The 17,040-nt window shown below is 66.4% G+C and carries 18 protein-coding genes and 1 pseudogene; 7 read left to right on the top strand and 12 right to left on the bottom strand.

The features are described 5' to 3' along the window. Positions 1–99 precede the first annotated feature (99 nt). On the top strand, positions 100–1,803 hold the full coding sequence (locus tag ACGFK1_RS25730; protein WP_393436138.1) for a 3-ketosteroid-delta-1-dehydrogenase: 1,704 nt from the start codon (positions 100–102) through the stop codon (positions 1,801–1,803). Here the strand turns inward: ACGFK1_RS25730 and ACGFK1_RS25725 are convergent, their stop codons facing one another. Then, on the bottom strand, positions 1,804–2,478 hold the full coding sequence (locus ACGFK1_RS25725) for a PadR family transcriptional regulator (RefSeq protein WP_393436135.1): 675 nt from the start codon (positions 2,476–2,478) through the stop codon (positions 1,804–1,806). Between the two features lie 99 nt (positions 2,479–2,577). Between ACGFK1_RS25725 and ACGFK1_RS25720 the strand changes: the two are divergent. The 5 genes and pseudogenes from ACGFK1_RS25720 to ACGFK1_RS25700 all read left to right on the top strand — a co-directional run. Further along, positions 2,578–2,799: pseudogene (locus ACGFK1_RS25720) on the top strand (flavin reductase family protein); the annotation flags it as partial. A gap of 87 nt (positions 2,800–2,886) precedes the next feature. After that, complete coding sequence (locus tag ACGFK1_RS25715; RefSeq protein WP_393436298.1) at positions 2,887–3,459, top strand: PaaI family thioesterase; 573 nt, start codon at positions 2,887–2,889, stop codon at positions 3,457–3,459. Further along, positions 3,456–5,009, top strand: a complete 1,554-nt coding sequence (locus ACGFK1_RS25710) for an FAD-binding protein (RefSeq protein WP_393436132.1) — start codon at positions 3,456–3,458, stop codon at positions 5,007–5,009. The genes ACGFK1_RS25715 and ACGFK1_RS25710 overlap by 4 nt, the downstream gene beginning before the upstream one ends. Positions 5,010–5,011: 2 nt before the next feature. Further along, positions 5,012–5,818, top strand: a complete 807-nt coding sequence (locus ACGFK1_RS25705; protein ID WP_393436129.1) for an SDR family NAD(P)-dependent oxidoreductase — start codon at positions 5,012–5,014, stop codon at positions 5,816–5,818. A gap of 10 nt (positions 5,819–5,828) precedes the next feature. Then, complete coding sequence (locus ACGFK1_RS25700; protein WP_393436126.1) at positions 5,829–6,872, top strand: dihydrodipicolinate reductase; 1,044 nt, start codon at positions 5,829–5,831, stop codon at positions 6,870–6,872. Here ACGFK1_RS25700 and ACGFK1_RS25695 read toward each other — a convergent pair whose 3' ends face one another. From ACGFK1_RS25695 to ACGFK1_RS25645, 11 genes are all read right to left on the bottom strand, one after another. Then, entirely contained in the window at positions 6,873–7,496 is a 624-nt protein-coding gene (locus ACGFK1_RS25695; RefSeq protein WP_393436123.1) for a maleylpyruvate isomerase family mycothiol-dependent enzyme, read from the bottom strand. After that, on the bottom strand, positions 7,493–7,969 hold the full coding sequence (locus tag ACGFK1_RS25690) for an SRPBCC family protein (RefSeq protein ID WP_393436120.1): 477 nt from the start codon (positions 7,967–7,969) through the stop codon (positions 7,493–7,495). The genes ACGFK1_RS25695 and ACGFK1_RS25690 overlap by 4 nt, the downstream gene beginning before the upstream one ends. Beyond that, positions 7,966–8,289 (bottom strand): ArsR/SmtB family transcription factor, encoded by a 324-nt coding sequence (locus tag ACGFK1_RS25685; protein WP_393436117.1) that lies wholly within the window; start codon positions 8,287–8,289, stop codon positions 7,966–7,968. Before ACGFK1_RS25685 ends, ACGFK1_RS25690 begins: the two co-directional genes overlap by 4 nt. 49 nt (positions 8,290–8,338) lie before the next feature. Beyond that, a complete protein-coding gene (locus ACGFK1_RS25680; protein WP_393436114.1) occupies positions 8,339–8,662 on the bottom strand; it encodes an STAS domain-containing protein in 324 nt (107 codons plus the stop codon). Then, positions 8,662–11,184, bottom strand: a complete 2,523-nt coding sequence (locus ACGFK1_RS25675) for a SpoIIE family protein phosphatase (protein ID WP_393436111.1) — start codon at positions 11,182–11,184, stop codon at positions 8,662–8,664. The genes ACGFK1_RS25680 and ACGFK1_RS25675 overlap by 1 nt, the downstream gene beginning before the upstream one ends. A 115-nt stretch (positions 11,185–11,299) precedes the next feature. After that, positions 11,300–12,136, bottom strand: a complete 837-nt coding sequence (locus ACGFK1_RS25670; RefSeq protein WP_393436108.1) for a DegV family protein — start codon at positions 12,134–12,136, stop codon at positions 11,300–11,302. A 3-nt stretch (positions 12,137–12,139) separates the two neighbouring features. Continuing rightward, the gene (octT, locus tag ACGFK1_RS25665; protein WP_393436105.1) at positions 12,140–12,883 is read right to left on the bottom strand and encodes a diglucosylglycerate octanoyltransferase; all 744 of its coding nucleotides are present in this window, start codon (positions 12,881–12,883) and stop codon (positions 12,140–12,142) included. Next, complete coding sequence (gene gpgP / locus ACGFK1_RS25660) at positions 12,873–13,541, bottom strand: glucosyl-3-phosphoglycerate phosphatase (protein WP_393436102.1); 669 nt, start codon at positions 13,539–13,541, stop codon at positions 12,873–12,875. Before gpgP ends, octT begins: the two co-directional genes overlap by 11 nt. Further along, entirely contained in the window at positions 13,538–13,906 is a 369-nt protein-coding gene (rsfS, locus tag ACGFK1_RS25655) for a ribosome silencing factor (RefSeq protein ID WP_393436099.1), read from the bottom strand. The genes gpgP and rsfS overlap by 4 nt, the downstream gene beginning before the upstream one ends. Next, positions 13,903–14,541 carry a nicotinate-nucleotide adenylyltransferase gene (nadD, locus tag ACGFK1_RS25650; protein WP_393436096.1) on the bottom strand — a complete coding sequence of 213 codons (639 nt, stop codon included), beginning with the start codon at positions 14,539–14,541 and terminating at the stop codon, positions 13,903–13,905. Before nadD ends, rsfS begins: the two co-directional genes overlap by 4 nt. 108 nt (positions 14,542–14,649) lie before the next feature. Then, positions 14,650–15,399: a GntR family transcriptional regulator gene (locus tag ACGFK1_RS25645; protein ID WP_393436093.1), complete on the bottom strand. Its 750-nt coding sequence runs from the start codon at positions 15,397–15,399 to the stop codon at positions 14,650–14,652. 138 nt (positions 15,400–15,537) lie between these two features. Here ACGFK1_RS25645 and ACGFK1_RS25640 point away from each other — a divergent pair, with 138 nt between their 5' ends. Beyond that, positions 15,538–17,040: an amino acid permease gene (locus ACGFK1_RS25640; RefSeq protein WP_393436295.1), complete on the top strand. Its 1,503-nt coding sequence runs from the start codon at positions 15,538–15,540 to the stop codon at positions 17,038–17,040.

The following is a 17,040-nucleotide window of genomic DNA, read 5'->3' as shown; positions in this document are numbered from 1 at the left end:
CCTTGTTCTACAACCGTGACACCGGTTGCGGGACCGATCGTCCCGCTGGCAGGGAAAAAGCCACCGCAGCGCCAATTTTGCGACCTACTGTCGAAACTCGTGACGACTGCTCACCCCGCGGCCATCCCAGCCGACTCACCTGTCCGCGACACCACGGTTGATTTGCTCGTCGTCGGCTCTGGCACAGGCATGGCTGCGGCACTGGCGGCCGCCGAACGGGGCTTGTCGGTGCTGATCGTCGAGAAATCGTCGTACGTCGGCGGGTCAACCGCCCGGTCCGGCGGCGCGCTGTGGCTCCCCGCGAGCCCGATCCTCGAAGAGAGCGGCGCCGGCGACACGATGGCAAGTGCCGGTACATACCTCGAGTCTGTCGTCGGCACCACGGCACCACCGCGACGCTACGCAGCGTTCCTCGCGCATCTCGTTGAGACGGTCGCGATGCTGACCCGCACCACACCGATGCGTTTCATGTGGGCGCGGGACTACTCCGACTATCACCCCGAACAGCCAGGTGGAACCGCCGCTGGGCGCACCTGCGAATGCAAGCCGTTCAACACATCGGTGCTCGGACAATACCGATCGAAGCTGCGTCAAGGCCTGATGAAGGCATCGATCCCGATGCCGACGACGGGAGCGGACTACCGGTGGATGAACTTGATGGCCCGGGTGCCGCACAAGGGTCTTCCGACCATCGCAAAGCGGTTGGGCCAGGGCGTCGGCGGCCTGCTGCTGGGCAGGCGCTATGCCGCAGGCGGGCAGGCGCTGGCCGCAGGCATGTTCGCGGGCGTACTGCGGGCGGGCATCCCGGTATGGACGGATTCGGCGTTGGTGCGCTTGACCTCTGAAGGCACCAAGATCACCGGGGCAGTCGTCGCGCAGGGCGGACGGGAGATCACCGTGACGGCGCGACGTGGGGTTGTGCTCGCCGCAGGCGGTTTCGACCACAGCATGGACATGCGATGGAAATTCCAGTCCGAATCGCTGGGCGAGCACATGAGTCTCGGTGCCGAGACCAATACCGGTGACGCCATCCGAACGGCCCAAGAGGTCGGTGCCGCAATCGATCTCATGGACCAGGCGTGGTGGTTCCCGGCCGTGGCGCCCCTGCCCGCCGGAGCGCCCGTGGTGATGCTGGCCGAACGGTCGCTACCCGGCTCACTGATCGTCGACCAGAGCGGCAAGCGGTTCGTGAACGAGGCAACCGACTACATGTCGTTCGGACAGCGGCTTTTAGGGCTGGAGCGCTCAGGCACTCCGGTGGAAAGCATGTGGATCGTTTTCGACCAGAAGTATCGCAACAGCTACGTCTTCGGTGCCGAACTGATTCCGCGTGTGCGCATCCCGCAGGCGTGGTACGACGCGGGCATCGCGCACCACTCGGACACCATTGCGGACCTGGGGCGCCTGATCGGCGTTCCTGCTGAGCAATTCGCCGCCACCGTGGCCAGATTCAACGAAATGTCGCGTGCTGGAGAGGATTCCGATTTCCGGCGCGGGCAAAGTGCGTATGACCGCTATTACGGCGACCCGACCGTGATGCCGAACCCGAATCTGCGTGCCGTCGACCAAGGACCGTTCTACGCGGTGAAGATGGTGCTCAGCGACCTCGGCACCTGCGGCGGTCTGCGGGCCGACGAGCGCGCCAGGGTGCTGCGCGAGGACGGCACCGCGATCGACGGCTTGTACGCGATCGGCAACACCGCAGCCAACGCATTCGGGGCCACTTATCCGGGTGCGGGCGCGACGATTGCGCAGGGTTTGGTGTTCGGCTACATTGCGGCTCTCGACGCGGCCGGGAGATGATCAGTCGGAATCGTCGGCGTCGGCCTTCTTCTCGATCTCGTACCAGTATTCCGGTGCGGGCCAAGGGATCTTCGCCGGCTCACCGTCACCAGCGTGCGGGAAGGTTGCCTCCGCCTCGTCGAGTTCCTTGATCATCTTCAACGTCAGTTCACGCTCATTGGCGTAATAACGCTCGGCCCACTGCAACGCGACTCGCGCGTAAGCCCACGACGGGTCCGCGCCGGCCCACTTCGCGTCCTTGGCCGCGTTGCGATGCATCTCGTCGGCGTAGGCGAGGTGTTCCTGAAGAATCTCTTTCAGCCTGGCCGGGTTGGTGAGATGCCCGAAAGTCACTCGTAGCAGCGGGGTGTGCTTGAGCACGGGCGGATCAAGCGGCGCCTCATTCGCCCACCGCGTCACGGCGTCGAGACCCGCGTCGGTGATCTTGTACAGCCTGCGATTGCGGATGCCTGCGCTGCTCTCGACCCGCGACGTCACCAATCCGAGTTGCTCCAGCTTCTTCAGCTCGGAGTAGATCTGGCTGTACGCCGGACTCCCGTAGAAGAACCGCATGCTCCAGTCGATCCACTTGCGGATGTCGTAGCCAGAAAGCTCGTACTCATACGAAAGCATGCCCAACAGCGCCCAACTGGTCGCCGCCAAGTTCGGCTTGCCCGGTTGACCGCCGTCTGCCACTTCGTCAGATTAACAACACAGGCCACAGCCGATTCGTCACTCACCACTGGCCGGGACGCGGTGTTGTCCCCGCTTTGCACCGCATTGCACGCTGCAAGGATGACCAGCGCGAGACTCGACGCACCTGATTCGGCGACGCTGCGGACCGTGCTGGGGCATTTCTGCACCGGCGTAGCCGTGATCACCGGGCACATCGGCGATCGCCCGCTGGGTTTCGCCTGCCAATCGATGACGTCGGTGTCTCTCGATTCGCCGTATGTGTCGTTCTGCCCGGCGCACACGTCGTCGAGTTGGTCGGTGATACGCGCGCCTGGCAACCACACGATCGTCGTCGCGCAGGTCACGTCTGCATACAGTCGAGCGCCGCCGTCCGCTGTTGTTCTACCGCCGCGGCTACGGTCGATTCGCGTGAGCACCCACGAACTCGCCGCATCGGTGCGACGTCTGATCGAGGCCACCATCCGGACCGAGGTGGATCAGACGACCGTTGCGGCGGTGAAGGACAAGGTCGACTGGGCCACAGCACAATTGAGCGGCGCACTGATGCCCGGCTCGTTCGGCGTGCAATGCTCACCCGACGGGCAATCCATCGCATGGGGCAACGTCGTCGTCGGCCTGCGCAACCCGGTCGCGCCGCCCTTGACGATTCGTCACGACGCCGACGGCGTGGTGTCCACCGAGTTCACGCTCGGCGCCGCCTACGAGGGCCCGCCTGGGCAAGTCCACGGCGGGATCTGCGCGTTGATCCTCGACCACGTCCTCGGTGCGACCGCCCATCTGCCGGGCAAGCCCGCGTACACCGGCACGCTGACGCTGCGCTATCTACGCGGCACACCGCTTGGACAACCGCTGCGCGCGCAGGCGCACGTCGATCGGGTCGACGGAGCGAAGATATTCGCCGTCGGGCATATCGCTGACGAGAACGGCGTCACCGTTCAAGCTGAGGGCGTGTTCATCCATCCGAAGGAAGCCAGGCGGTGACGACCTGGGACGACGACACCGACGTGATCGTTGCCGGGTCCGGTGGCGGGCTGGTCGGCGCCTATACGGCCGCGCGTGAGGGACTGTCCGTCATGGTGATGGAGGCCAGCGACCAGTTCGGCGGCACCACCGCGTACTCCGGCGGCGGCGGCATGTGGTTTCCCTGCAACCCGGTGCTGCGCCGAGCGGGCAGCGACGACACCCTCGACGACGCGTTCGCGTACTTCCACGCCGCAGTCGGCGACCGCACCCCGATCGAACTGCAACGCGCCTACGTCTACGGCGGTGCCGACCTCATCGCCTACCTCGAAGCCGACGACCACTTCGAGTTCGACGTCCTGCCATGGCCGGACTACTACGGCCGGTTGCCGCACGCCCGCCTCGACGGGTTGCGGCACACGGTATGCAAACCCCTTCGCGCCGAAGCCCTCGGCGAGTTGGCCGACCGGATACGCGGCCCGTTGGACACCGAACGGCTAGGCGCCCCACGGCCGACATACCTCAGCGGCGGGCGGGCACTGATCGGTCGCCTGCTGTCCGCGATCACGTCCCATCCGCGCGCGTCGGTTCACCTGAACTCCCCTCTCGTCGAGTTGGTGACCACCGACGGCCGCGTCGAAGGCGCCATCGTGGAGCAAGACGGTCGTCGCCGCGCGATCCGCGCCCGCGCCGGCGTCCTTCTGGCCGCGGGCGGCTTCGAGAACAACCCCGGGCTACGGCAGAGATTCGGTGTGCCCGGCGATGCGCGGGACACGATGGGCGCACCGGCCAATGTCGGACTGGCACTCGAGGCCGGAATGGCCGCAGGCGCGGCCGTCGACCTGATGGACCAGGCGTGGTGGTCACCGGGTTTCAGCCATCCGGACGGACGATCGGCGTTCTCGCTGTGGTTCACCGGCGGGATTTTCGTCAATCAGGACGGCAGGCGGTTCGTGAACGAATCCGCGCCCTACGACCGGATCGGTAAAGCGATCATCGACCAGATGTCCAGCGGCGCAATGACGTTACCGTTCTGGATGGTCTACGACGACCGCGACGGCGCGGTTCCGCCCGTGAAGGCCACCAACGTGTCGATGGTCGAGCCGCAACGCTATCTCGAGGCGGGGTTGTGGCACACCGCGGATACGCTGCACGAGCTTGCCGAGAAAATCGGTGTGGACGCCGACAATTTGGTGCAGACCGTAAAGCGGTTCAACGAATTCGTCGCGGCGGGCGTCGACGACGACTTCGGCCGCGGGGATGAAGCCTACGACCGCGCCTTCTCTGGCGGTCGGTCTCCGATGGCGCCCATCGACACCGCGCCCTACCACGCCGCCGCTTTCGGCCTGTCCGACCTCGGCACCAAGGGCGGACTGGTCACCGACAGCCATGCCCGCGTGCTCGACACCGACGGCAACCCGATCCGCGGCCTCTACGCCGCAGGCAACACCATGGCCACGGTCAGCGGCACCGTCTATCCCGGCGGCGGCATCCCCATCGGCGCGTCAATGCTGTTCAGCCACCTCGCCGCAGTCGACATGGCGGCGCGAATCTCATCCAGGAGGAATTGACCATGGCATCTCTCGAGCGATTCGCGGACCGTCGCGTGCTGATCACCGGCGGCGGATCCGGCATCGGGCAGGCGACCGTGCGGCGGATACTCGACGAGGGTGGGCGGGTGGTCGCCGCCGACATCAGCGAGGCGGGATTGAAGGACACCGTCGCCAAAGCCGAACCACACGGCGACCGGTTGAGCACCGTGGTCATCGACGTCGCCAGCGAGGAGTCGGTCACCGACGGCGTCGCGGAAGCGGTGCGGCAACTCGGCGGCCTGGACGCCCTGGTCAACGCCGCCGGAATTTTGCGGTCGGCGCACTTCCTGGACACCACGCTCGCCGACTTCGAACAGGTGCTGCGGATCAACCTCGTCGGCACCTTCCTGGTGACCCGCGCCGCACTGCCTGCCCTGCGCGAGGGCAACGACCCCGCGGTCGTCAACTTCAGCTCGACCTCGGCGTCCTTTTCGCATCCGTACATGTCGGCCTACGCGGCGTCCAAGGCAGGCGTCCAAGCCATGACGCACGCGTTGGCGCTGGAATTCGTCAAAGACCGGGTCCGGTTCAATTCGGTTCAGCCAGGGTCGATTTCGTCGGGAATGACCGATGGTGTCGGCGAATCCAAGCAGAGCATCGGGCCAGGGCTGCCCGCCGACGCCGACTTCGCGCTGTTCGGCAAGATCACCCCGCTGTTGCCGGTCGAAGGCGGCGGGATGTTCGCCAAACCGGACGCGGTCGCCGCCGTCGTCGCGATGCTGGCGTCGTCGGACGCCTATTTCGTCACCGGAACCGAGGTCCGCGTCGACGGCGGCACACACATGTAAATTGCCTCGAATGGGCAACCCTTTGCGCGTCATTCAGTGGACCACCGGCAACATCGGGCGGCGGTCGCTGCACGCGATCATCGGGCGCGACGACATGGAACTCGTCGGCGTGTACGCGCACGGGGCCGACAAGGTCGGCGTCGACGCCGCCGAGTTGTCCGGTTGGCCCGAGCCCACCGGCATCACCGCCACCAACGACATCGACGCGCTGCTCGCCCTCGAGCCGGACGCGTGTTGTTACAACCCGCTGTGGCCGAACATCGACGAGTTGACCCGGCTGCTCGAATCCGGCGTCAACGTGTGCTCAAGCGCGGCATGGATCACCGGCGGCAAGCAGTCGCCGGAGGACCTTGACCGCATCCGAAAGGCCTGTGAGAAAGGCAATTCCACGATCTTCGGCAGCGGCGCACATCCCGGGATGACGAACCTGGTCGGGATGGTGCTCAGCGGTTCGTGCGAACGAGTCGACGAGATCCGGATCACCGAGTCGGTGGACTGCTCGACCTACGAATCGGCGGGCACCCAGACCGCGATGGGCTTCTCCCAAGACCCCGACACCCCCGGCCTCGCCGAAAGCGTGCGCCGCGAAAGCGAGGTGTTCGCCGAATCGGCCGCGATGATGGCCGACGCGATCGGCGCCAGGCTCGACAGGATGACGTTCGACGTCACGTTCACGGCCGCGACCGGCGACACCGACCTTGGCTTCATGCAGATCCCGAGCGGCACCGTCGGCGGGGTGATGGGTTACCACCGGGGCTGGGTCGGCGACCGCAACGTGGTCAGCGTCGGGTTCAACTGGACGATGGGCGACCACGTCACCCCGCCGAAGCCGTTGGAGCATGGCCACGTCATCCAGGTGTTCGGGTTGCCCAACATGCGCACCGTGCTGCACTGCCTACCGCCGAAGGACTGGACAGAGCCCGGGTTCATGGGACTCGGCATGATCTACACCGCGATGCCGGTGACGAACGCCGTGCCCGCGGTCGTCGCCGCTGAGCCCGGCATCGTCACGCTGAAGGACCTGCCGCCGATCACCGGCCCCTTCAAGGGCTAGTCAAAATCGTCGCGCCAATTTGGCTCTACCCGGGCCGTCGAGGTCGTCAAGCGCTACCCGGCGGCCGGCCATCGCCATCAGAATCGCTTCGCCGCTCCCCCGCACCTCCGGCCCCTTGCCGTACACCCAGTCGATGTCCGTGGCAACCAGGCGAACACCGCGAGCGCGTACGGCCCCCAGAAGCCGCGGCGACCACGCGGTGAAATCCAATGCGATTCGCAATGACTCGGCCGCTATGGTGCGCGGCATCCCGAGGGGCCTGCGGATGTCCTGCTGGTGGATCATCCCGTCGGTGAGCGCGATCTTGCCGCCGAAACCCGCCGTCAGCCCCTGCGGAACCGCGTACCGACGCATCAACGCGGTCAGCTCTTCGGGTGACTTGTTCGCATATTCCGCGACCACCACCGCGTTGGCTCCGCCGCGGGTCACGAGTCCTTTGGCCATTCGCCGCGCCAATTGGCCACGGCTCATCGGGTCGTAACCGATGACGTGCGCGACGACATCGCGCACCCGCCACCGCTCGCACAGTGTCGGGCTGTCCCACTGCTGCGGCGTCAAATTCTCCAAAAGCGCTGCGAACTCTTCGCGTTCACCGCGCGCCCGCTGCATGACCTCGTCCGTCATCGGTCGAACAGGGCAGCATAGCGGCGCAGGTACAGCGGCCAGCCCGCGTCCCCGTTGACACCGGCCGCGACGGACTGCCACCCGTCGCCGTGCCGTTCGATGTGCCGGTGTTCGAGTTCGACGCGGGTTCGGTTCTCGGCCTCGGCGGTGAAGCGGACCTCGACCTCGCTGGCCCTGCTCGGGTCGGTTTCCACCTGCCACGTCGGCCCGATGTCCCAGGTGAACACCACGCGGTGGGGCGGTTCGAAGGCGAGGATGCGCGCCCACTTGCACAGGCTGCCGTCCTCGCCGCGGTCGTAGATGTGGCCGCCGGCACGCGGCTCGAACACCGTCTCGGCAATGGGAACACTGAGCAGGTTGTGCTCACGGGGCTTGAAATCACCGAACCTCTCGGTGAACACGCGAAATGCCCGCTCGACGGGCGCATTGACGACCACGTCGTGACGGATGGTCAACGGCTGGGCCTGTGTCACGATTCGTCGCCTTCCAGACGTTCGGCGATGTCCTTGAAGCCCGCAAGCGCCTGGGCCCAGAACCGGTCGAGGTCGGCCCGCAGCGGCTCCAGCCCCGTGGGGTCCAGGTGATACACGCGACGCGTTCCGACGGCCCGGTCGCGCACCAGCCCGGCGCACTTGAGCACCTTGAGATGCTGCGACACCGCGGGCCTGCTGACCGGCAGGTCTCTGGCGAGGTCACCGACCGCCATTGGTCCGTGCGCGAGCCGTTCCACAATCGAGCGCCGGGTGCGGTCGGCCAGCGCCACCCAGGCGTCAGCTTCTTGGTAAGCGGCCACGAACGGTAAGTTACCACTTACCGACACAAGGGGGCAACGGCCCCGATGCTCACGGCATTGCCGGCGGCGGCGGGAAATCGATTGGAACCAGTTCGGCAAGACCGCTGACGGCCAGTCCACGCATCAACACGGGATTGGCGATCAGGCGGATGCAGTCGGCTTGGCTGTACAACGCGTTGATGGCTGCGCTGTCCAGGTATTCGATCGCGGTGAGGTCGACGGTGAGGGGGGTACCGCTGGCGGCGGCCTGTGCAGTGGCGCCCATGAGCGCCTGTCTGAACACCTCGATGTTGCTGAGGTCGATTTCCCCAGCAGCGGTGAGGAACAGACCGCCGTCACGGTGCCCGGTGTCAAGCGTGAGTGACGTGCGCATCACGCGATCCTCGCGGTCAGGTGCACCGTGGTGCCGTCGGCGTCGGAGTTGATGATGACCTCCTCCATCAGACCTCGCATCAGCGCGATGCCTCGCCCGCGAGTTGAATTCGCAACCGGGTGAGGGGGTTTCCACGAACCGGTGTCGGCGATGACCAACTGGACCCGGTCGACAAGCGAGGTCGCGTTCACCCGGATGGTGCCGCCGGGACTGTCGCGGTGACCGTGCTCGATGGAATTGGCGACAGCCTCACCCGCCGCGATGAGCACATCCATACTCTGCTCCAGCGGAACGCGGGCTCCCTTCAGCCAGCGGCGCAGGGCTGCCCGCGCGGGTGCGAGTTCGGTTGTCTCGGCTGGGAATTCGAGTTCCAGCGGCCCGGGTTGCCGGTACAGCAGGACGACCACGTCGTCCTGGTAGCCCTCGCTCGGCGCAACACCGGACATGATCCGGTTTGCCAAGTCGTCCAATGTCGCGGTGCGGCCGTCGCGGACAAGCTCGGCGACTCGGGAAATTCCTTGGTCGAGTCCTTTCCTGCGACGTTCGACGAGCCCGTCGGTGTACAGCAGCAGGGTCGCGTGCGGCGGAAGGGTCATCCGGGCTTCCGGACGGGACCAGTTGGGCCGCACCCCCAACGCAATGGTGTGACCCTCGTCGAGCATCCGCGTGGCGCCGTCGGCCTCCACCACGATCGGCGGCGGGTGGCCGGCGCTGGAGTACACCAATTCACCGGTCTCGGGGTTGAGCACCGCGCAGACGACAGTGGTACACCTGGCGCCGGGCAACCGGGCGGCGAAGCGGTCCATGCCGGCCAGGGCGGCGCCCGGGCTCGGATCACCGAACAGCAGAGCACGGCACGCGCTGCGCACCTGTCCCATCACGGTGGCTGCGGCCAGCCCGTGTCCGACACAGTCGCCGACTATCAACGCGATGCGCCCGTCCTCCAGGTCGACGATGTCGTACCAGTCACCGCCCACCTGGAGAGGCCGGCTGGCGGCCTGATAGCGCGCCGCAAAGCCGCCGGGCGGCTGCGCGGGGCCGAGGATCGCGTGCTGCAGTGCTAGAGCGGTTTCGCGCTGCTTGTCGACCTGGTGCACGCGTTGCAGACCCTGGCCGAGGCGGCCGGCCAACACCGTCAGCAAGGTCTGGTCCTCGAGTGTGACCGGCCGCTGCTCAGCCAGGTCGATCCAGACCACCAGGACGCCCTCGGGGTGCTGCAGCGCGATGCCAGCGGAGGCCGGGAGCCCGAGGTACGGGCTGAGCAGGTCGCCGTCGCGCACTTCGGTGAGCGTCCTTCGCGTCGGCGACGGTAGGTCGGCCCAGCTCACGGACTCTCCGACCGAGACGACGTGCGGCGTACCGTCCGATGTCTCCCCGAGGGTCCTGAAGGTGACGGCGAGTACGCGGCGCGCCCGCCACAATCGTCGCAATTCCTCGGCCGCGGCGTGTACCGCGTCCTCGACCGTGTCCGATTGGGCGAGTTCCTGATTCAGCGCGTGTTCACGGCCTGCCGCGAGCGCCAACGCGATGGCGGCGTGTCTGGCGAAATCGCTGACGAGGTCGAGGTAGTCGTTGCCGAACGGCGCCTGCTGCGGTTGGCGCGCGACGGCGATGACACCGAGCGCCGTTCCGTCGGCGATCAGGGGTATGACGATCGCCGAACGCTCCCCGACGTCCGTGAAACCTTCGATCGGATATTCGAAGGAGTCTGTGATCAGCGGGAGGCCGCGCCGCGCCACACGACCCGTGGTGGAACCGTCCATCGGAACCTGCTGCCCGATCACCTGCGATGAATACCGGCCTGCAGTAGCCGCCACCACAAGGGTGTCGACTTGGTCAGCGGGAAGATCTGGCTCCTTGGGCACCAGCAGGATCGCCTGTTCGGCATCGGCCAATTCCAGCGCCCGATTCACGATGAGCTGCAACGGACTGGTTCGCGGATCTCCGGACAGCAGCGCCGTGGTGATTTCCCGGCTCGCGCTCGTCCACTTGGCCGATTCCCGTTCCCGCTGGAACAGCCGTGCGTTGTCGATGGCGGCGGCGGCCGCGGTTGCCAATGCCCGCACGGTGGTTTCCTGGGCGTCGGAGAATGTCCGGTCGGGCCGGTCGTCCGCGAGGTAGAGGGTGCCGAAGTTCGCTCCCCGCACGGTGATCGGTATCCCGAGCATCGCGCGCATGGGCTGGCTGCCCAAACCCAGCCGTCCCGCCTCCGGATGAGCGCTCACGTCGTCGAGACGCAAACCGTCGCCCACCGGTAGCTGACCGAGAAGACGGGCCGTCTCGTCACCGATACCGGCGTGCACACCCGAGACCAGGGAGCCGTCAGACGCACGAATCCTGAGTACCCCGTAGCGGGCGCCCGCCAAGTCGATGGCCGCGTTGACGACGCGCTTCAACGTGACATCGAGGTCCAGGTCGGAACCGATCTCGACGATCGCCCTGACCAGTTGCTCCAACTGATCGCGAGCGGTCACCAGGTCATCCAGCTGCTCGCGCTCACCGCGGTCGGCGTCCCTATTCACAAAACCCCATCATCGTTACTGGACCCCGGACGTTGCAGGCGATCGAGCCCAGAATGCCCCACCAGGTCCTTTTGGTGTGTACCCACCGGCGCGGCTGCCCACCCACGACAGGTCCCTATTCGGCCAACTGCACGGCGACGCCGACGGCTCCGCCTCCGACGTGGATCGACAGCACCGGGCCCATGTCGGTGACAACCAGCGGTTCGATCTGAGGCACTCGTGCCGTCAAGGCCGCGCCGAGCTGATCGGCGGCATCGTGATTGTCCACATGGTGCACCGCGATCGCCGCCTGACGCTCTCCCACGGCCTCGGCCACTCGGTCGATCATCGCGGCGTGCGCCTTGGTCACGGTGCGGATTCGCTGGTCGAGCACCAGACGTCCGTCGACATCCAGACACAGCAGCGGCTTAAGCGACAAGGCGGTGCCCAACCGCGACGCGCCCTTGCTGATCCGGCCGCTGCGCCGCAGGTTGTCCAGCCGGTTCACCACGACGAACACGTGTCCACGCGACTGCGCCGAACGTGCGGCGGCCTCGACGGCATCCAGGTCGGCGCCCGTGCTCGCCGTCCGCGCCGCCGCCAGCGCAACGAACCCGACACCCATCGCCACCGACCGCGAGTTGACCACCCGCACCGAGGGACCGAATTCGCGCGCGGTCTGCACAGCCGAGCTGTACGTGCTGGACAGCGCCGCGGAAAGGTGAACCGCCACAACGCCGTCGCCGCCGCTGTCGGTCAGCGCCTGTCGGTAGAGTTCGGCGAGTTCTGCGGGCGTGGCTCCTGCCGTCGTGACACGAGGACGGTCGTGGACGTCGTAGGGCACATCGTCGATGCCGTCGCGCATATCCGTTCCGTCGACCAGGACGTGCAAGGGCACCTGCCGTACGTCGAACTGTTTGAGCTCGTCGGGCCCGAGCCGGCACGACGAGTCTGTCACGACGATGACTGCCATGCTCTACCGCGAATCCTCTTGCGGCACACCTGCTTCAGCCAAAGCCTTGAGCATCAGCTGGGCCACCGCCTGATGGGCTTCGAAGTTCCAGTGGATGCCGTCGGGATTACCACGGCCACTCATGATGTGTTCTTCGACCGCGGCCTTCAGATCGACGAGCGCAACCTCGTGCTCTCTGGCCCATTGGGTGATCGCCCTGACCGTGCCTTCTCGACCGTGGTGCGCCCTGCCGTAGGTCTCGGCGATGTGCACAGACGGCAGTGATGCGACGATGGGTATTCCCGGACGATTGAAATTAATTGCGCCCCTGGTCATTTCCAGATATTCCACCGATACATGCGGCGGAAGGGCGGCACGCGATACGGGTGACAGCCGTGGCTGCACCCAGCCGTAGCCGTCGCGCATCAACCGCCGCAGCCAAGCGGGCCGGACATACCGGATCAACTCACGCAGCGCGGTTGGCAGCGGTGAGGGCAGCGAATCCATGCCGCCGGTCGCGAATATCACGGCCCCCGCTCGGGGCAATGCCGCCCACGCTCGCGGATCCTGAGTGGCTGCCCACCAGACGTCACGACACGTCCATCCGATCCGACCGATCACCTCGACGTCCCAACCCAGTTGAGAGGCAACGATATTCGGCCAGATACGCGGATCGTCTGCCGGCAGTCCTCCGGTGGGGCCGTAGTAGGACAGGGAGTCACAGAAGACGAGAAGCGTCCGGCGGGGTTGATTTGGGTCAGAGGACATCGTTGGCGACCTGTGCCGAAGCGTTCCAGACATCGAGTCGCCAGCGGATGTCGTGCGCCGTGGCGTCGCTTCCCGAATACCCGGACAGCTGTACCCAACTGGCGTTGCCCATGCCGCCCAGTGCGGGCCAGTTGTCGACGGGCAGACCGAGCAGCGCGGCCGTCAACGCGGCGATCAGGCCGCCGTGCGCGACAAGCACCACCGGGCGCTCGGGATCGTCTACTCCCCACTCGGTCTGGTCGGCGATCAGTTCGGTCACCAACGGCATACTGCGGGCGGCGACGTCGACGCGACTTTCCCCGCCGTGCGGCGCCCAGCGTGCGTCGTCACGCCACGCCAGCCGCGCGCCGGGGGCGGCGGCATCGACCTCGAGGTGGGTGAGCCCCTGCCAGTCGCCGAGATGCGTTTCGCGCAGCCGGGTGTCGACGAGCACGGGCTGTCCGGACCGTTCGCCGAGTGCGACCGCGGTGTCGAGCGCACGTCGGAGATCCGATGAGATGATTACCAGCGGTTGCCTTTTCGCCAGCACCTCGGCAGCGGCGACGGCTTGATCGCGACCCAGATCGGATAGGTCGGTGTCGAGCTGGCCCTGCATCCGGCTGCTGGCGTTGTAGCCCGTCTGCCCGTGCCGCAGCATCACCAGCCGGCGCACCCTCATGGCGTCTCGTCCAGATCTACCGGCACGAGCGGGCAGTCGCGCCACAACCGGTCGAGCGCATAGAACTCGCGTTCATCCTGATGCTGGATGTGCACCACGATGTCGACGTAGTCGAGCAGCGTCCACCTGCCTTCGCGGGTGCCCTCACGACGCGCAGGCTTGTAGCCCGCAAGGCGCATCTTCTCCTCGACCTCGTCGACGATCGCGTTGACCTGGCGCTCGTTGGACGCCGACGCGATGACGAAGCAGTCGGTGATCACGAGCTGGCCGGACACGTCGATCACGACGACGTCGTCTGCCAATTTGGCGGCGGCCGCACGCGCCGCCACGGTCGCCATCTTCACGGCTTCGTCGGAGGCGCTCATGAATTCCCGTCCTTGGTCACCGCCGGCTGACCGGCGTAGAGCTTGCGCTTGGCCACGTACTGCACGACGCCGTCGGGCACCAGATACCAGATCGGCCTGTCCTCCTCGGCGCGTTTGCGGCAGTCGGTCGACGAGATGGCCAAGGCGGGCACCTCGACGAGGCTGAGTGCATCGGCGGGCAGTTCGGCAAGTGCCGCCGCGATGTGCTTGCCGTCCAATTCATAGCCGGGCCTGCTGACTCCGACGAACTTCGCGATCGAGAACATCTCCTCCCAGTTCTGCCACGACAGGATCGACGCCAGCGCATCGGCGCCGGTGATGAAGTAGAGATCGGCCTCGGGGTTGAGCGCCCTCAGATCACGCAGCGTGTCCTTGGTGTAGGTGGGGCCGCCACGGTCGATGTCGACCCTGCTGACCGAGAACCGCGGATTGGACGCGGTCGCGATGACGGTCATCAGGTAGCGGTCCTCCGCGGCCGTGACGTAGCGGTGGTGCTTCTGCCATGGCTGACCTGTCGGCACGAACACCACCTCGTCGAGCTCGAACAGGTCGGCGACCTCACTGGCCGCTACGAGGTGGCCGTTGTGGATGGGGTCGAATGTCCCACCCATCACCCCAAGCCGCCGTGAATTCACAAAGAGCCAGCTTACGGGACTGCCCGACGCGGCTATCCGCCCGCCGAAACGGTATTCCAGCAGGCCTGTACTCGCACTTTCGCTGCTGGAATACCGTTTCGGCGGAAATCAGACCGACGAGAGCCGGCGCGAGCCCAGCAGTTCGGATACCTCGAACGACGCGCGGTCGGCGCGGTAGACGTCGCGTGCGTATTCCACGCATCGCCCGGACGCGTCCTCGGTGCACCGGGTGAGCAAGGTACCCGCCGATCCCGCCCGCACACCGAGCTGCGCGCTGGAGGCGTCGTCGAGGACGATCGACTCGAGTACGGCCGTCGAGCGGGCCAGGTCGATGCCGTACCGGGTGCGCAGCACCGCCCACAGCGAGCCGTCGTCGGAGACGTCGAGAATGCCGGGGGTCAGCTCCGCGGGCAGGAAGGTCGTCTCCAGGGCGAACGGCACGTCGTCGACGGTGCGCAGCCGGTGGAACACATTCACCATCGCCTGGTCGTCGAGCCCGAGCGCCATCCGCACGGCGGGCGTCGGGTGTTGATGCTCGGCCCACAGCAGGCGGGCGGCGGGCCGATGGCCGAGCCGGGACACCTCTTCGGAGAAGCTGCCGATGTGGAAGCGCACCCGCGGCTCGGCGACAAACGTGCCCCGGGGCGGCTTGCGGTAGACCACGCCTTCGCTTTCCAGCAGCGAAAGGGCCTGCCGCGCGGTCATCCTGCTGACCCCGTGCGCTGAGGCCAGCTCGCGCTCGGAGGGCAGCAGCGTATGAGGTCCGAGCTGGTCAGTAGCGATACGGTCGCGCACCAGGGCCGCGATCGCGATGTAACGCGGCGTCGCCGGCGGCCCGGTTCGTGCGGCGCGAGGCATGCCATGGAGCTTAACCGCTTTGGCCAACCAACTGGTCTAGGCCATCGACTTGTGAACACTTCGTGACCGGGGTTGACGAGATCTGGATCACATCACATACTACGGTTCAACCACATGGTCTATACCACGGGAGGGACGATGACCGGTCCGAATTCCTCGCCGGACAGCGACGCCGCTGACCTGGCCAAGTTCGGTTACAAGGAAGCGTTGGAGCGGCACACCGGAAAGTTCGCGTCGTTCGCGGTGGCGTTCGCATTCGTCTCGATAGCCACCGGCATCTTCACCACCTACGGGTCGGTGCTGAACTCGTCGGGTCCGATGGGCATCTGGACGTGGCCCATCGCCGTGATCGGACAACTCGCCGTCGCTTTCGTGCTCGGCGCCCTCGCCGCCCGCATCCCGGTGACCGGCTACCACTACCAGTGGATGTCGCGGTTGGCTAATCCGGTGCTGGGCTGGATTCTCGGCTGGATCTCCTTCACGTTCCTGGCCATCGTGGTGGTCGCGGTCGACTACACCATCGCGTCGACGATCCTGCCGGTGCTGCTGAACTATCAGGGCACCGCGACGATCGCCTGGCTGGTGACCGCGCTCGTGCTGCTGATACAGGCGGCGTTGGTGGCGTTTTCGACGCCGTGGGCGGAGCGCCTCAACAACGCCTTCGTCTCGCTCGAACTCATCGGAATGGTGACCCTGACGGCGCTGCTGCTCGTCGTCGCGGCGGTGCGCGGCGACATGGATTTCTCGAATCTGTTCAGCAAGGGCGCCGTGCCCGCCGAGAATTACTGGAGCTTCGGCGATTTGACCACCGCAGGCCCGTGGATGCTGGGCTTCCTGCTCGGCGCCTTCACGATTGTGGGTTTCGAGTCCGCGGCGAATCTCGCCGAGGAGACCAATGATCCGGAACGCGTCGTGCCGCGGGCGATGTGGCAGGCGGTGCTGGCGTCGGGTGTGCTGGGTTTCCTCTTCATCGTCGCGGTGACGCTGGCCGCGGGCGACCCGGTCGCCCTGGCCCAATCCGGTACGCCTATCGCCGACGTGATCGACAAGACACTGGGTTCGGCGGTCGCGACGCTCCTGCTGCTGATGGTGGTGCTGGCGATCTTCGCCTGCGGGCTGGTGATCATGATCACCGGCGTCCGGCTCACATGGGCGATGTCGCGGGACCAACGCTTCCCCGGCTGGCAACAATGGAACCAGATCTCGCCGAAGTTCCTCACGCCGCTGAAGGCCACGGTGCTGTATGTCGTTCTCGCCGAACTGATTTTGGCGATCTTCTCGCACTCCGAGACGGCGTTGTTCACGTTGTTCGGCGCGGCGACGCTGCTGCCCGCCGTGATGTACGCATCGACGGTGGCGTTGTACCTGGTCAAACGCAAGTCGCTGCCGGTCAGCGATAAGTTCAACCTCGGCGCGTGGGAGATCCCTGTCCTCGTGGTGGCGGTCGTGTGGCTGGTGTTCGAACTGGCGCTGTTCCGGGACGCGAGTTTCAAGCAGGCGTGGGCGTACGTCATTGTGATGGTGGTCATCGGCGCGCTCTATCTCGGTTACCTGTTGGTCAGCCGGGGCAGGCACGGGTTGTCGATGCCGGATATGCATTCGATCGACGCCGAACTCGAGGCGCAGGCCGCGAAGGATTGA

The organism is Mycobacterium sp. NPDC048908, assembly GCF_043197955.1.
In the GTDB taxonomy this organism is placed as follows: Bacteria; Actinomycetota; Actinomycetes; order Mycobacteriales; family Mycobacteriaceae; genus Mycobacterium.
This window is presented reverse-complemented; position numbering and strand designations above follow the sequence as displayed.

Excerpts from the sequence above, each read along its gene's own strand:
- gpgP (WP_393436102.1), bottom strand. The coding sequence starts at position 13,541 with ATGAGGGTGCGCCGGCTGGTGATGCTGCGGCACGGGCAGACGGGCTAC.
- ACGFK1_RS25670 (WP_393436108.1), bottom strand. The coding sequence starts at position 12,136 with ATGGCAGTCATCGTCGTGACAGACTCGTCGTGCCGGCTCGGGCCCGAC.
- rsfS (WP_393436099.1), bottom strand. The coding sequence starts at position 13,906 with ATGAGCGCCTCCGACGAAGCCGTGAAGATGGCGACCGTGGCGGCGCGT.
- ACGFK1_RS25645 (WP_393436093.1), bottom strand. The coding sequence starts at position 15,399 with ATGCCTCGCGCCGCACGAACCGGGCCGCCGGCGACGCCGCGTTACATC.
- ACGFK1_RS25680 (WP_393436114.1), bottom strand. The coding sequence starts at position 8,662 with ATGCGCACGTCACTCACGCTTGACACCGGGCACCGTGACGGCGGTCTG.
- ACGFK1_RS25640 (WP_393436295.1), top strand. The coding sequence starts at position 15,538 with ATGACCGGTCCGAATTCCTCGCCGGACAGCGACGCCGCTGACCTGGCC.
- ACGFK1_RS25695 (WP_393436123.1), bottom strand. The coding sequence starts at position 7,496 with ATGACGGACGAGGTCATGCAGCGGGCGCGCGGTGAACGCGAAGAGTTC.
- octT (WP_393436105.1), bottom strand. The coding sequence starts at position 12,883 with ATGTCCTCTGACCCAAATCAACCCCGCCGGACGCTTCTCGTCTTCTGT.
- ACGFK1_RS25700 (WP_393436126.1), top strand. The coding sequence starts at position 5,829 with ATGGGCAACCCTTTGCGCGTCATTCAGTGGACCACCGGCAACATCGGG.
- ACGFK1_RS25705 (WP_393436129.1), top strand. The coding sequence starts at position 5,012 with ATGGCATCTCTCGAGCGATTCGCGGACCGTCGCGTGCTGATCACCGGC.